This window comes from Rhodococcus sp. IEGM 1406 (assembly GCF_030056745.1).
GTDB classification, from domain to species: domain Bacteria; phylum Actinomycetota; class Actinomycetes; order Mycobacteriales; family Mycobacteriaceae; genus Rhodococcus_F; species Rhodococcus_F erythropolis.
Map to the genome: position 1 here is coordinate 1,798,509 of NZ_JASHKO010000001.1, position 13,242 is coordinate 1,811,750.

Genomic DNA, 13,242 nt, shown 5'->3' on the forward strand with positions numbered 1-13,242 from the left:
CGGGTCGTGGCTGGCGCATTTATCGACGCGATGGCGCGATGGTTTCGGGTTCTTCGCCAAACGAACCGGACGGATTGTGTGCAGGGTCACCGGACGTTCGTGGGTTGGGGCACATCGTCGAAGCCGTCAGCGTGGGAGATCGGCAGTGTCGGTGGGCTGCTCTACCGTCGGATTCATGAAGATTCTGCACACCTCCGATTGGCACATAGGTCGCACGTTTCACGGCGTCGATCTGTTGGCCGATCAGGCTAGTGTGCTCGGTTCCATCGCGGATTCCGTCCGCGAACACGGTGTTGACGTCGTGGTCGTGCCCGGTGACATCTACGACCGCTCAATTCCCAGTTCCGACGCGGTCACGGTGTGCAATCGAGGCTTCGAGGCAATCCGGGCGGCCGGAGCGGTCATCGTCGCCACGTCCGGCAACCACGATTCCGCGGTGCGGCTCGGTGCCGGGGCGTCCTTTGCAGCTGCCGGCGGATTGCACTTGATCACCCGAGTCGGCCAGATCGGTACTCCGGTGATGCTCAGTGATCAGTTCGGACCTGTCGCGTTTTACGGGATTCCGTATCTCGAGCCGGAGATCACGCGCGTCGAGTTGGACGTGCCCCGGGCTCGTACTCATTCCGACATCCTCGGTGCGGCAATGTCGCGTGTTCGGCGAGACCTCGCCGAACGAACAGCTACCGATCCGTCGACTCGGTCGGTACTGCTCGCGCATGCCTTTGTCGTGGGCGGTGAGGCGTCTGAATCGGAACGCTCCATTTCGGTCGGCGGAGTGGAGACTGTCGCAGTGGGCGAGTTTGCCGGTGTCGACTACGTTGCGCTGGGGCATCTGCATTCGCCCCAGATGCTCTCGGAGAGCGTCCGCTACTCAGGTTCACCGTTGCCGTATTCGTTCGGTGAGCGCAGCCACCGCAAGGCTGCGCTTTTGATCGAACTCGACGCAGCCGGTCTGTCGTCGGTGCAGCGCCTCGATCTTCCGGTGATTCGAGGGCTGAGCCAGGTGACGGGAACTCTCGAGGAACTTCTCACCGAGTCGAAGTACGCCGATTCCGAGCAGTGCTACGTCTCCGCTTTGCTCACTGATCCGGTTCGTCCCGTCGATGCCATGAGGCAGCTCCAGGCACGTTTCCCCTTTGCCGTTCACCTCGAATGGCAAAGGCCGGAAGGACAATCGGATCTCAAGTATCGCGACGCGGTACGGGGTCGAACCGACATGGAGATCGCCCGTGGCTTTGTCTCGGCCGTGCGTAGTGACCCATCCGAGCGGGAGGTCACGTTGATGGCCGAAGCGCTCAGCGCTGCCGCGCGCGCCGAGGAGTCCACGGTAGAACTGAGTGAAACCGCGTGAGGCTTCACAAACTCGAAGTCAGCTCTTTCGGGCCCTTTGCCGACACTGTCGAGGTCGACTTCGACCGATTGGGTGCAGACGGGCTGTTCCTTCTGCACGGCGACACCGGTGCGGGCAAGACCACGATCCTCGACGCGGTTTCCTTTGCCCTGTACGGGCGGGTTCCGGGTGCGCGCAACGAGGGCAAACGGCTACTGTCCGATCATGCGCCTGCCGGTTCGGTGCCGCGCGTGGAACTCGAAGCGACCATCAGTGGTCGCAGAATCAAACTTGTTCGTAGTCCAGAGTATTCGCGCCCGAAGAAGCGTGGCACCGGTTCGATCACAGAGAATGCAAAGGCCACACTGACGTGGTTGGACGGCCGCGGCGAAAACCTTTCGCGCATCCCTGACATCGGTGACGAAATCAACCGCCTCATGGGCATGAGCGCTGATCAGTTCTTCCAGGTGGTGCTCTTGCCGCAGGGTGAGTTCGCCAAATTCTTGCGTGCCGAGAGCGACGAGCGAGGCAAACTGCTCGAGCGTCTGTTCGACACCAAGCGATTTGTCTCCGTCGAGGCATGGTTCGACGCCAAACGAAAGGCAAGTGCGACCGCGCTCGCGGCCAGGGAGCAATCCGTACGACTGCTGCTCGCGAAGGTCGAGACAGCTGCGGGACTCGAGGTGGGCGCCGAGGCACACCCACTGGAATGGTCGCGCAAACTCCTCGCCGAGGCTCAGGACACCCGCGATGCAAGTCTCGCGGAGCTGGTGACCGCGAAAGATGCAGCAGCCGAGGCTAATCGGGTTCTGTCGGCGGCGCAGCGAACCGCAGATCTGGTAGCTCGCCGTAATCGTGCGACCGCTGAACTCGCAGCATTCAATACGGGCGCCTCCCAAAGAGCTGTGATCGGCGCCGAACTCGAGACCGCCAAGCGTGCACTACCGGTGGCCGCTGTCGCCGGCGATGTGGACGCTGCCGGCTTGCATCTCGCGGCCGCACTCGAATCGATGACCACAGCGATGTCGACCTACTCCGCACTCGACGGTCCGGAGATTTTCGTGCCGGAGGTGTGGCCACCCACCGACGATGAGCGTCAACGCGTCGTAGCTCGGATCCGGACCTGGCGTGACGAGATCGTTCGCCTGGACGCAATGGCGGAGGACGCTCGACGAGCCGATGCGGCAGAAGCCGAGATCGAGAAACTCGGAGTTCGGCGAGACTCCCTGTCCGAGCGCATCGATGCCATCGCGGTTGAACGCACACAACTGCCAGAACTGGTGCGCTCGGCCGGCCAACGACTGGAGGATGCGCAACGCGCTCACGCGGCTCTGCCTGGCCTCGAGGCTGCACTCGTAAAAGCGTCGGATGCCGCGACAGCGGCCCATGAAATCGTTTCTCTGCGTGCACAAGCCGAGAAGATTCGTGTGCAGGTGTTGGATGCGCGCGACGCCCATCAGAGTGCTCGCGGGCGCTGGCTCGACCTCGTGCAAAAGTGTATCGAGGGCATGGCGGCGGAGTTGGCGAGTTCACTCGCGCCTGGTGACCCATGCCAGGTGTGTGGTTCGCGTGAACACCCTGCGCTGGCTCAGTCGGATGTCGTCACGGTCACCGAGCCCGATCTGGAAGCCGCGTCAGCGGCCGAGCGTGCGGCCGAGAAAGCCCTCAGCAAGGTGGCCGATCGCCAGGTAACCGTCGAACGTGACATCGACCGGGTGATCGCGCGCGGCGGAGACGGCGATTCCGAAGAACTCGACAGGCTCCGCGCCGAGGCACGGAACGCCGTCGACGAGGCGACACACTCTGCCGGTCAGGTTGGAGTGCTGGCACAAAAACTTGCGCAACTCAATGGGCGTGACACCGAACTACAACAGGAATCCGCTTCTCTGACAGCCGAATTGGCGGCACTTGCCGAGCGTAGGACGACTCTGTCAGCGACGGTCGTGCAGATTCGAGCGGCGATCGTTGCTGCGGTGGGAGAAGATTCGACCATCGCTGCTCGGCGCTCGCGGTTTGACGGCCTTGCCTCCGCTGCCACGGCGGCGTCCGAAATGCGCGACGACGCCGTTCGTGCGCAGGCCCGATCGGCGGAACTGTCGGCCAAACTGGCCGCTGCGGCGGCCGCTGCCGGATTCGATTCGGTCGAGGCTGCGATCGGAGGGGTGAGAGCGCCTGCCCGAATAGCGGCGATCGAAACGGAACTCGCCAAGGCGCGTGACCTCGAGGTTGCCGCCCGGACTGTCCTCGACGACCCCGAGGTTGTTGCGGTGGGTGAAGTCGAGACCGTCGACGTGGACGGCCCTCGCGGCCTCGCGCTTCAGTGCGCCGAGGTGGTGAACTCGGCTGTTGCGGCCGCTTCCCTGGCCGAGAACCGTGTGTCGGATCTCGAACGTTTCAGCGGACAACTCGAGAAGGCCTACGAGGCGGTTGCACCTGAGCGTGAACTGCACGACGAACTCGCTGCCCTCGCAGACGTGATCGCCGGTAAAGGTCAGAACAGTCGCAAGATGTCGCTGCGAGCGTATGTGCTCGCTTCGCGGTTGGAAGAGATCGCCGTGTCGGCATCGGTTCGGCTGCAGCGGATGTCCGGGGGGCGGTACGAGTTCGTGCACAGTGACGAGGCAGGATCTCGGGGTCGCCGCGGCGGTCTGGGACTCGACATCCGGGACGACTTCACGGGCGTCGTTCGCTCGGCGAAGACGCTCTCGGGCGGTGAATCGTTCTTGGCGTCATTGTCTTTGGCGCTCGGACTCGCCGATGTGGTTGCGGCGGAGTCCGGCGGAATCGTTCTCGACACGATGTTCATCGACGAAGGATTCGGCACCCTCGACGCCGACACCCTCGACTCGGTGATGGCTGTGTTGGACGAGCTTCGCGACGGAGGACGAGTGGTGGGCATCGTCAGTCACGTGGACGAGATGAGGCAGCGAATCCCGAGTCGCCTGCACGTCATTCGCGGACGTGCAGGCTCCTCGGTGAAGGTGATCGCGGGCTGATCAGGCCTTTTTGTTCTCTACCTCTGACTCGGCGTCGTCGTCTTGATCTTCGAGGATGTCCGAGGCATCGCCGGCGGGCATCGGCTCGTTGTCGCTTGCGCGTTCGTCGATCTGCTCTCCGATGTAGCGGATGACAACTGCTGCAACAGCGGCGACGGGCACTGCGAGGAAGGCGCCGACGATGCCGTACAGCGAGCTACCGGCGGCCACGGCAAGCAGCACGATGACGGCGTGGAGTTTCATCGACTTGCTCTGCAGCACAGGCTGAAGGACGTTTCCTTCGATCTGCTGAACGGCCAGGATGATGATCAGCACGATGATGGCGGTGGTGAGGCCGTTTGCCACCAACGCAACCAACACAGCCAGGGCGCCGGCGACAAACGCACCGACGATCGGGATGAATCCACCGATGAACGTCAGAATTGCCAGCACCGGTGCCAGCGGGACCCCGAGAATGAGCAATCCGGCGCCGATGAAGACCGCGTCGATCAGGCTCACCAGTGCTTGAGTCCTGATGAATCCGCCGAGCGTGTCCCACATGCGGGTGAGGACCTCTTCGAGATGCCGACCGGCGCGGCCGCCGCCGACAGCGTGCAGCCAGGGGATGAACCTCGGTCCGTCCTTGATGAAGAAGAAGGCGAGAATCAGGACCAAACCGAGCGTGACCAACAACGAGCTCGCCGTGCTCACACCGCTGAAAACGCCTGAAGCGATGGCGGTTCCACTTTCCTGCACCTTCGTGATGACGGCATGGACTGCGTTGTCGATCTGGTCGTCCTTCAGATTCAGTGGCGGACCCTGGAGCCAGTCCTGAACCTGATTGATGCCCTCGGTGGTCTTGTTCGCGAGCTCGGGGGCCTGGCTGACCACTGACGGAACGATGCCTGCGATCACACCGGCCAAGATTCCGATCGAGAGGACCAGGGTGATGCCGGCTGCCGCGGCCGGTGGCATACCGCGCTTGATCATTCCGCGGGTCGGCGGCCACATGACTGTCGCAACGACGATTGCCAGAGCCACCGGCAGGATGATGACCCAGAGCTTTTCGATCAGCCAACCGAAAATCCAGGCGCCCAGCGAAATCGATGCCAACACCAACGACCACTTTGCGAGCCACATACCCCCTTGCCCGATGATCTCGCCGCGGTCGCGCTTTCGCACCCCTGCGGACGTCCCCTTGTCTTGCTCGCTCACTGATCGTCCTTTCCGTCGGCGCAGGGATCTCCTCGCCGATGTGAGAATCCGGTGATCTAGCTGAGCTGATCGTAACGACTGCATGCGATAACTCGTGTGTTGCGATGCAATACTGTGTTTTGAAGCATGCCAGGCGGACTAACATTTCCGTCATGAGAATCGCAGCAGCAGTCGGGGCAGCAGCAATCGTCGTTCTCGGGCTCACCGCGTGTAGCACCGAGGATCAGGACAACGCGCAGAACAAGATCAGCGAGGCAGTCACGAGCGGGCAACAGGCGCTCGAGACGGCGAAGCAGTCAGCGGGCAACGCCATCGACCAGGGCAAGACGGCGTTGTTCGTCGCCACCTTCCGTGGGGCTTACGCACCGTTGGCGGAGAACCGCGACGACGCAGACATCGAGGAGATCTTGACGACCACGTGCACCGAGGTCGCCAACGGCACGGACGAGGCGGAGGTCAAGTCCAAGATCACCGACCTGGCCGAGAACAACGGCAACAAGCCCACCGACGAGCAGGCCGGCCACATTTACGAACTCGCGAAGGCCACCTGCCCCTGACCGGATTCAGCAGCAGCGGGCGCCCGGGTTGGCGTCGGCTGCTGCATGCCGGCGGCGCCAGAACTCTCGTTCGCTGATCACCGGTGAGTCGGCGTGGTGGCGTCGGGTGTGCTCGACGTAGCGCTGATAGTCGAGATCACCCATCACCGAGCGAACCCACCACAGCGTTCCGCGGAACGCTGTGGTGAGTTTTGCCGTCATGGTCATGGTCAGTGCCCACCTCCGTGCGCGGCGCCGGGTGCCCGGACCTTCCCGGCTTTGATGAGCTCGTCCCATTCCTTCTGGATTTCCTTCTCCGCGGGCGTCGGAATGAAGCTTGCGGGACCGAAGATCTTCGACGGTTCCTCCGGGGACTCGGTGGTCGGCAGCCCACCGGCCCGGATTGCCTTGGCACATACGATGATCCCGGCGATGACCACGACGATCACCAGAGACGCGAAGATGATCGAGAGCGTGCCCTGAATGAAGGTGTTGCGGATGACGGCATCGATGGCCTCCGGAGTCTTCGCAGAACCGTGCGCCGTCTCACCTGCTGCCTTCGCATCCTTGAACACGTTGTGCTGAGCCCAGTAACCGATCGCGGGGTTGTCGGAGAAGATCTTCTGGTACGACGCGGTCATGGTCACGACCAGGTCCCACACCAATGGCACGCCGGGGATCCAGGCCCATTTGAACAGGCCCTTCTTCATGACGATCGTCATGACCACCGTCAGTGCGATCGCGGCCAGAAGTTGGTTGGCGATGCCGAAGAGTGGGAAGAGCGTGTTGATTCCGCCGAGCGGATCGGTGACACCCATGAGCAGGATCGCGCCCCACGCAGCGACGACGATCAGCGAGCACAGCCACGCACCGATGCGCCACGACGGGTCCTTGAACTTCTTTGCCGGACCGCCGAAGTTGCCGAGCGAGTCCGAGAGCATGAATCGAGCGACGCGAGTGCCGGCATCGATCGTGGTGAGGATGAAGAGAGCCTCGAACATGATCGCGAAGTGGTACCAGAACGATTTCAGCGAGTCGCCGCCGAAGACGTCGCTGAGCACTTCGGACATGCCGAACGCGAGCGTCGGGGCGCCGCCGGTTCTCGAGATGATCGATTCTTCCCCGACGGCCTCGGCTGCCTGCGTCAGCACGTCCGGTGTGATGGGGGCGGTGCCGAGGGGCAGATTGTTGACGTATTCGGCTGCGGTTTCCGGTGTTCCACCGGTCAGCGCCGCGGGAGCGTTGAGTGCGAAGTACAGGTGCTGATCGAGGATGCAGGCGGTGACCAGAGCCATGATCGCGACAAACGATTCGGTCAGCATGCCGCCGTACCCGATCATCTTGGTCTGGCTTTCCTTCTCGAGCAGTTTCGGCGTCGTGCCGGACGCGATCAGCGCGTGGAAGCCCGAGAGTGCGCCACAGGCAATGGTGATGAATAGGAACGGGAACAGTGAACCGGCAAAGGCGGGGCCTTCGCCGTTGGAGGCGAACGGCGTCACTGCAGGCATGTTCAGCGCGGGTCGTGCGACCAGAATTCCGATGGCCAGCAGCGCGATGGTGCCGACCTTCATGAACGTCGACAAGTAGTCGCGCGGTGCCAGGAGCAGCCAGACGGGCAGCACCGAAGCGGCGAATCCGTACGCGATCATCAGCCACGCAATTGTGACCTTCGAGAGTGTGAACCAGTCTGCGCCCCAACCGGTATCGGCTACCCAACCACCGGAGACGATGGCCAGGAGAAGCAGGACGACGCCGATCAGGGAGACTTCGGAAACCTTGCCCGGCCGCAGATACCGCAGGTACACGCCCATGAACAGGGCGATGGGGATGGTCATCGCGATCGAGAACACTCCCCACGGGGACTCGGCGAGCGCATTGACGACCACAAGTCCGAGCACCGCGATGAGGATGATCATGATGACGAACACGCCGATCAATGCGGCGACGCCGCCGACGAGGCCGAGTTCTTCGCGGGCCATCTGACCGAGGCTGCGCCCGCGGCGCTTCGACGAGATCCACAGGACCATGAAGTCCTGCACCGCCCCGGCGAACACCACGCCGACGATGATCCAGATCGTTCCCGGTAGGTATCCCATCTGCGCCGCCAGGACGGGTCCGACCAGGGGACCGGCACCGGCGATTGCCGCGAAGTGGTGACCGAACAGCACCCGACGGTCGGTCGGCATGTAGTCGGCGCCGTTCTCCATGATTTCGGCGGGAGTTGCGACGTCGTCGCGAGGCTTGACGATCTTGCGTTCGATCAACCGCGCATAGAAGCGGTAGGCGATCAGATAGGTACAGATTGCGGCCAACACGAACCACACGGCGCTGATGTGTTCACCGCGGACGATCGCAATCATGTACCAGGAGCCCGCGCCGACCAGTCCGAGAACGAGGAAGACGACGCGCGCAGTGGTGGAAATGGGTGTTTTGTCGATGACGCCGACAGGTGGCAGGTCAGGATCGGTTTTCAGGTACTCGACATTTGGTTCCGGCGCAGTCGTCAAGCTCATCGTCGAACTCCGTCCACTAGTGCAGTGTGGCCGCCGTCACAGCGGGCCATCTGTCACTGTAGGACCAGACGGGTGAATCCGCGCGATCTGTGGCGCGGGAGTCGACCGGCGTCAGAATCGGTGAGCGTCGGCGTCGATCCAATCGGTGAGCCAGCTCTGCGGCGGGGAGTCGAGCAGTTCGCCCGGCATCAGCCAGTCGAACAGGTCGGCATAGGTACGCGTGGTGAGACCGTCGACGCGGCGGTTGAGCATTCCCGGTTGCAGTTGGTCGAACGAATCGAAGCCCATCGACGCGATCATCTGTTGTGCGCTGGCGACAGTTGCCTTCTGGAAGCGGTAGACGCGCTCGCTCTTGTCGGGGATGTCGAGTGCGCGGGTGCGTGCCGGATCCTGAGTGGCAACGCCGACCGGGCAGCGGTTTGTGTGGCACATCTGGGCCTGAATGCAGCCCACTGCGAACATCATTGCGCGGGCAGCCATCGTGAAGTCTGCGCCTTGGATGATGCGTTTGACGATGTCGGAGCCGCTCGCCACCTTTCCGGAAGCGCCGACTTTCACGAGAGCGCGCAGACCGGTTCCCACCAAGGCGTTGTGCACGAGCATCAGGCCTTCGGTCAACGGCATTCCCATGTGGTCCTCGAATTCCACCGGACCAGCGCCGGTGCCGCCTTCGGAACCGTCCACGATGATGAAGTCGGGCGTGATGCCGCGTTCGATCATCGCCTTGCAGATTCCGAGGAATTCACGACGCGAGCCGACGCACAGTTTCATCCCGACCGGCTTGCCGCCCGACAGTTTTCGCAGGGTCGCGATGAAATCGACCAGTTCGACCGGGGTGCTGAACGCGGTGTGCGCGGGTGGCGAAATCACGGTCTGGCCGACGGGTACCCCGCGGGTTTCGGCGATTTCGGGGGAGACCTTGACTCCGGGAAGCACGCCACCCAACCCGGGTTTCGCACCTTGCGAGAGCTTGATCGAAATGGCCTTCACCTGATCGAGGCCGGCACGCTCGGCAAACCGGTCAGGATCGAATCGGCCGTCCTCGGTTCGGCATCCGAAGTATCCCGAGGCAATTTCCCAGATCAGATCGCCGCCGTGTTTGCGGTGATACGGACTGATCGCGCCTTCGCCGGTGTCGTGGGCGAAGCCGCCTTTGGCGGCGCCGGCGTTGAGGGCCTCGATTGCGTTGGCGGACAACGACCCAAAGCTCATCGCGGAGACGTTCAAGAGAGCGATGTCGTACGGCTTCGTGCAATCGCGTCCGCCGAGGCGAACTCGCGGAACGGTGTCGGGGGCGGTCCGTGCGCGAATCGAATGCGTCATGAACTCGTAGCCGATCGCATTGACGTCGCGCTCGGTCCCGAAGGGCTCCTCCGCCAGTGTTCCCTTTGCACGCTCGTAAACCAGATCTCGCGTTTCGCGATCGAATGGCATTCCATCGGTGGATGATTCGACGAAGTACTGCTGGATCTCCGGTCGAATCTTCTCGAGGAGGAATCGCGCGTGCCCCAGGACCGGATAGTTACGGAGGATGCTGTGGGACTTCTGAGTGAGGTCGTAGGTGCCCATCGCCGCCAGCGCGAGAGTGACGACAGCGATCACCCACCATCCGGGCGAGGCGACAATTGCGAGCGCGGCGGTGCCGAGACCCACTATCCATATCAAGAGCACGATCAGCATCCGAGTCACCTCGAGAGCGTAGGCGCCCACTGTGACACGGCAGCGGTAAGTCTCCACTAGGTTCTGCGATAGAGAACCGAATCCGACTCTTTGGGGGAATGATGACCGAACCGCAATATCCGACCGACCCGCAGGATCCGAAGGAGCAGCAGTATCCGGCGGGCCAGCAGTATTCAGCCGGTCAGCAATATTCAGCAGGCCAGGAGTATCCGACGGGCCAGCAGTACCCGACCGACCCGCAGTACTCAGCCGGACAGCAGTATCCGACCGGTCAGCAGTACAGCGCGACCCAGCAGTACAGCGCCGCACCCACGTACACGGCGCCTCAGTACGGTCCGCCGAAGTCCAACGCGGGATGGGCCGTCGCGTCGATCCTGTTCTTCTGGCCTATCGCGTTCGCCGCGTTCAACCATCTCCACGACATCTACCCGAAGTGGGCGATGGGCGATCACCAGGGCGCGCAGTACGCGTCCGAGCGGGTGAAGAAGCTCGGGCAGATCTCGCTCCTCATAGCCGTCATCTGCTGGGTGCTGTTCATCGCGTTCTACGTCATCTTCCTGGTTGCGATCGTGTCGTCCGTCGATTCGTATACCTACAACTGATCACCTGCCGCGACGTGACGGTGGGGCGAGTACCCGTCACGTCGCCGCGAGGCCGTAGAATCCACAGACCGTGAGCCTTACCCTCGGAATCGTCGGACTGCCCAACGTCGGCAAGTCCACCCTTTTCAATGCACTGACCAACAACGACGTGTTGGCAGCGAACTACCCGTTCGCGACCATCGAACCCAACGTCGGCCTGGTCGAGCTGCCTGATCCGCGGCTGCAGAAGCTCGCCGAGATCTTCGGCTCCGAGCGCATCCTCCCCGCGACCGTGTCGTTCGTCGACATCGCGGGAATCGTGAAGGGCGCGTCCGAGGGCGCAGGCCTTGGCAACAAGTTCCTGGCCAACATCCGTGAAGCGGACGCCATCTGCCAGGTAGTTCGCGTCTTCGCCGACGACGACGTCATCCACGTCGACGGCAAGGTCGACCCGGCCTCCGATATCGAAGTCATCGAGACCGAGCTCGTGATCGCCGACATGCAGACCTTGGAGAAGGCTCTCCCGCGTCTGGACAAGGAAGCTCGCAAGAACAAGGAGCTCAAGCCGGCCCACGACGAGGCACTCAAGGCTCAGGCCTTCCTCAACGAGGGCACGACGCTCTTCAGTGTCAAGGACAAGCTCGACTTCTCGCTGCTGCGTGAACTGAGCCTGCTCACCACCAAGCCCTTCCTGTACGTCTTCAACGCCGACGAGTCAGTGCTCACCGACGCAGCGAAGGTTGCGGAATTGCGCGCATCCGTCGCACCGGCCGACGCTGTGTTCCTCGACGCGAAGGTCGAGCAGGAACTCCTCGAGCTCGACGAGGAAGACCGCCAGGAAATGCTCGACTCGATCGGTCAGACCGAGCCGGGCCTGCACGCTCTCGCGCGCACCGGCTTCCACACCCTCGGACTGCAGACCTACCTGACGGCTGGTCCGAAGGAAGCTCGCGCCTGGACGATCCACAAGGGTGACACCGCGCCCCAGGCTGCCGGCGTCATTCACACCGACTTCGAGCGCGGCTTCATCAAGGCTGAAATCGTGTCCTTCGACGACCTCGTCGAGGCGGGTTCCATGGCCGCAGCCAAGGCTGCAGGCAAGGTCCGCATGGAGGGCAAGGAATACGTCATGGCCGACGGCGATGTGGTGGAGTTCCGCTTCAACGTCTAAATCCGGCTTCTGGTCCTCACCCCACGGGCAACTCGCTGAGCGTCCGACGTGTCACAAACCGCCGCGCTCTCCCAGTCAACGGGTCGGTGAATTCGAGTTCCCTCGCGAGCAATTGGAGTGGGAGGGAATGATCGTCCGGGGCGTCGGGAAGCAGGTCGGGGTATCGCCGGTCGCCCAGGATCCCGGCGCCGAGAGCTGCCAGATGCACCCGTAACTGGTGCATCCGTCCGGACTGCGGACGTAGAACCGTGTGCAGCACAGCACGTCCGGAGGCGCTCACGCCCATCCCTCGCGCCTCGATCATGGTCTCGGAGTTGGGTTCACGGCTGTCGTCGACGACGACCCGCAACTCGCCGCGTCGAGCTTCGATGTGGTTGCGGTAAACGAGAGGGACGTCGAGCGCTGGCGCATCCTGGCCCCACCGGGACGGTCGCGCCGACACCGCCTCGTAGACCTTCGTGACCTGCCGCTTCTCGAACAGTGACTGGTACGCGCCGCGCGTCGCGGGGCGGGCCGAGAACATCACCACCCCTGCGGTGCCGCGGTCGAGTCTATGGATCGGGGTCAGATCTGGGTTGTCGAGACGGACCCGCAATCGGACGAGCGCCGACTCGCGGAGGTAGCGCCCGCTGGGGGTGGTCGGGAGAAAATGGGGCTTGTCGATGACGACGAGATCGTCGTCGATGTGCAGGATCTCCTCGCGGAACGGCACCGGGTCCTCCGCCGGCAACTCACGGTAGTACCAGATGAACCGGTGCGCGCTGAGTTCTGTGCTCCGGCAGATCGACTGGCCGTCGATACCCACGAACTCGCCGTCGTCGAACCGCCGATACAGGTTTTCGGCGTCCAGATGGTCGAACTTGGCTACGACGTACTCGGCGATCGTCGTCCACGGCCCAGAGAGCGGGATGCGTAGGCGCGTCGGGCCAACCCCGTTCTTGACGGGCAGCGGTGGGGACATGGACACACAGGTAATCATCCCATCGACTGCTGGTCAGCGGTGATTCGGTGCGGCCTTGCCGGAGACGTCCCCGCGGGGACGTGGGGACCAACTCGGACCGGTGATCACCAGAGATCGTCGAGTCGGAAAATCAGTAGCGCAGGCGAGATGCGGGCCCGTATGGTTCGGCAGAGAAAGGTCGCAGTCGAAAAGCACTGCGGTCCATACCTTCTGTAGCTCAATTGGTGAGAGCACCCGACTGTGACTCGGGCGACGGCGGATCGTAACCGCCCAGAGGGAC

Annotated in this window: 10 protein-coding genes and 1 tRNA gene; 6 read left to right on the forward strand and 5 right to left on the reverse strand. The window is 63.0% G+C overall.

Annotation, left to right across the window (positions count from 1 at the left end; translation table 11 throughout):
- The first annotated feature begins 175 nt into the window (after window positions 1-175).
- Together QM596_RS08695 and QM596_RS08700 are read left to right on the forward strand one after the other, a co-directional pair.
- The gene (locus tag QM596_RS08695; RefSeq protein ID WP_020908513.1) at window positions 176-1,351 is read left to right on the forward strand and encodes an exonuclease SbcCD subunit D; all 1,176 of its coding nucleotides are present in this window, start codon (window positions 176-178) and stop codon (window positions 1,349-1,351) included.
- A complete protein-coding gene (locus tag QM596_RS08700; RefSeq protein WP_283308682.1) occupies window positions 1,348-4,326 on the forward strand; it encodes an AAA family ATPase in 2,979 nt (992 codons plus the stop codon). Before QM596_RS08695 ends, QM596_RS08700 begins: the two co-directional genes overlap by 4 nt.
- Here the strand turns inward: QM596_RS08700 and QM596_RS08705 are convergent, their stop codons facing one another.
- Window positions 4,327-5,520, reverse strand: a complete 1,194-nt coding sequence (locus tag QM596_RS08705; RefSeq protein WP_003945249.1) for an AI-2E family transporter — start codon at window positions 5,518-5,520, stop codon at window positions 4,327-4,329.
- A 152-nt stretch (window positions 5,521-5,672) separates the two neighbouring features.
- On the opposite strand from QM596_RS08705, the gene QM596_RS08710 reads away from it, so the two are divergent.
- Window positions 5,673-6,077 carry a hypothetical protein gene (locus tag QM596_RS08710; protein WP_019744573.1) on the forward strand — a complete coding sequence of 135 codons (405 nt, stop codon included), beginning with the start codon at window positions 5,673-5,675 and terminating at the stop codon, window positions 6,075-6,077.
- A gap of 6 nt (window positions 6,078-6,083) precedes the next feature.
- Here QM596_RS08710 and QM596_RS08715 read toward each other — a convergent pair whose 3' ends face one another.
- The 3 genes from QM596_RS08715 to QM596_RS08725 form a co-directional block, all read right to left on the reverse strand.
- On the reverse strand, window positions 6,084-6,284 hold the full coding sequence (locus tag QM596_RS08715; RefSeq protein ID WP_019744572.1) for a YbdD/YjiX family protein: 201 nt from the start codon (window positions 6,282-6,284) through the stop codon (window positions 6,084-6,086).
- Window positions 6,285-6,286: 2 nt separating this feature from the next.
- On the reverse strand, window positions 6,287-8,569 hold the full coding sequence (locus QM596_RS08720) for a carbon starvation CstA family protein (protein ID WP_019744571.1): 2,283 nt from the start codon (window positions 8,567-8,569) through the stop codon (window positions 6,287-6,289).
- Between the two features lie 111 nt (window positions 8,570-8,680).
- A complete protein-coding gene (locus QM596_RS08725) occupies window positions 8,681-10,258 on the reverse strand; it encodes an FMN-binding glutamate synthase family protein (protein WP_283308686.1) in 1,578 nt (525 codons plus the stop codon).
- An 89-nt stretch (window positions 10,259-10,347) separates the two neighbouring features.
- Here QM596_RS08725 and QM596_RS08730 point away from each other — a divergent pair, with 89 nt between their 5' ends.
- Window positions 10,348-10,851 (forward strand): CD225/dispanin family protein, encoded by a 504-nt coding sequence (locus QM596_RS08730; protein ID WP_113683162.1) that lies wholly within the window; start codon window positions 10,348-10,350, stop codon window positions 10,849-10,851.
- 70 nt (window positions 10,852-10,921) lie between these two features.
- Entirely contained in the window at window positions 10,922-12,001 is a 1,080-nt protein-coding gene (gene ychF, locus QM596_RS08735; protein ID WP_019744568.1) for a redox-regulated ATPase YchF, read from the forward strand.
- Between the two features lie 16 nt (window positions 12,002-12,017).
- Here the strand turns inward: ychF and QM596_RS08740 are convergent, their stop codons facing one another.
- Complete coding sequence (locus QM596_RS08740) at window positions 12,018-12,980, reverse strand: pseudouridine synthase (RefSeq protein WP_283308689.1); 963 nt, start codon at window positions 12,978-12,980, stop codon at window positions 12,018-12,020.
- 188 nt (window positions 12,981-13,168) lie between these two features.
- Here QM596_RS08740 and QM596_RS08745 point away from each other — a divergent pair.
- A tRNA-His gene (locus QM596_RS08745) sits at window positions 13,169-13,241 on the forward strand.
- Window position 13,242 lies beyond the last annotated feature (1 nt).

What these genes read in the sequence shown, in the direction of transcription:
- QM596_RS08710 (WP_019744573.1), top strand. Translation starts at nt 5,673, where the DNA reads ATGAGAATCGCAGCAGCAGTCGGGGCAGCAGCAATCGTCGTTCTCGGG.
- QM596_RS08715 (WP_019744572.1), bottom strand. Translation starts at nt 6,284, where the DNA reads ATGACCATGACGGCAAAACTCACCACAGCGTTCCGCGGAACGCTGTGG.
- QM596_RS08730 (WP_113683162.1), top strand. Translation starts at nt 10,348, where the DNA reads ATGATGACCGAACCGCAATATCCGACCGACCCGCAGGATCCGAAGGAG.
- QM596_RS08720 (WP_019744571.1), bottom strand. Translation starts at nt 8,569, where the DNA reads ATGAGCTTGACGACTGCGCCGGAACCAAATGTCGAGTACCTGAAAACC.
- QM596_RS08740 (WP_283308689.1), bottom strand. Translation starts at nt 12,980, where the DNA reads ATGATTACCTGTGTGTCCATGTCCCCACCGCTGCCCGTCAAGAACGGG.
- QM596_RS08695 (WP_020908513.1), top strand. Translation starts at nt 176, where the DNA reads ATGAAGATTCTGCACACCTCCGATTGGCACATAGGTCGCACGTTTCAC.